The 1,054-nt window shown below is 55.1% G+C and carries 2 protein-coding genes and 1 tRNA gene; all 3 read right to left on the bottom strand.

Going from position 1 to position 1,054, the window contains the following annotated elements; translation table 11 throughout:
• Positions 1 to 107 precede the first annotated feature (107 nt).
• Positions 108 to 350: a GIY-YIG nuclease family protein gene (locus tag FJ978_RS32635; RefSeq protein ID WP_140576949.1), complete on the bottom strand. Its 243-nt coding sequence runs from the start codon at positions 348 to 350 to the stop codon at positions 108 to 110.
• Between the two features lie 177 nt (positions 351 to 527).
• Positions 528 to 618 (bottom strand) — tRNA-Ser (locus FJ978_RS32630).
• 34 nt (positions 619 to 652) lie between these two features.
• A partial coding sequence (locus FJ978_RS33020) for a hypothetical protein (protein ID WP_210241459.1) occupies positions 653 to 1,054 on the bottom strand: 402 nt, incomplete at its 5' end.

Genomic DNA, 1,054 nt, shown 5'->3' with positions numbered 1-1,054 from the left:
GAATCGAACGAAATGACAGCTTTGACAAGCCGCGCTTTTTCCTTAAATCATTGTGTTTGCACAGGTTTTCTGGAAAATCTCTTGGATTTCACCAGGAATGCGAGTCTTCACCACAGACGTTTGTTGGCGAAAGCGTGCCCTGATCCCGATTTGAGATAGCGCTCGAATGAGACCGCCTTGGCTTGATTCGAGAAGGCAACATAGGTCACGACCCGCCATGGCAGAAACTTGGATGTGTGGCTGGATTTCCCGGCATTGTGCTCAGCAACTCGCCGCTTCAGGTCGGCAGTCACGCCAATATAGCGTTCACCTCCCACAGCCATGCTTTCCAGCAGATATACATACCACACAAACCGCCCTCCCTAGCCAAGCAAGGGCATCTTGGCTCGTGACGTGTGGACTGCCAACCTTGTTTTTTACAAGGATTCTCAGAGACTTGCCGCCCTCCTTCGCCAAGGCTTCGGAGGGCATCCTGCTTCGCGGGGAGGTCTGGGCTTGTCCTGCGAAGCTCGAAGAGCGAAGCAGGATGGCGGAGAGGATGGGATTCGAACCCACGAGAAGCTTTTGACCTCTACTCCCTTAGCAGGGGAGCGCCTTCGACCACTCGGCCACCTCTCCGTTGCGCCGCAGATAAAGAAAAGCGCCGCCACAATCAACAAGCCCGCATCATTATATGGAAAAATAAGATGGCACCGGAAATCGCGGGTTTCCCCCAGCTGCGGCGGTTCTGCGGCAAATCCCAGGCTGGCGACTCCAGGCCTTGCCATGATTCCGTCGGCCGATTGCCGGATTCGGCTGGAAACAAGCGGTTGCGGCGGGCCTGAAGGTTAACGAGAGCTTTCTGAGTGAGGCCAAATCGTGTCATTTGTGCAACAACGCTGGGGGATAGCAGCCGAACAGACCTTTCGCCGGTACGATCGTGGTTGAACGCCGCCGGCTCATGGGTAATGTCGAATTCGAAGGAGCGGCGCGGTGCGCATCTTTTTCGGTAGTGGGGATGGGGCAGGGAACGCTGTCCTTCAGCAAAGAATACCCAGACCCGTTTTTTAACTTT

The organism is Mesorhizobium sp. B1-1-7 (assembly GCF_006442705.1).
In the GTDB taxonomy this organism is placed as follows: Bacteria; Pseudomonadota; Alphaproteobacteria; order Rhizobiales; family Rhizobiaceae; genus Mesorhizobium; species Mesorhizobium opportunistum.
The sequence above is the reverse complement of the archived record's forward strand: the minus strand, read 5'-3'. Positions and strand labels throughout refer to the sequence as shown.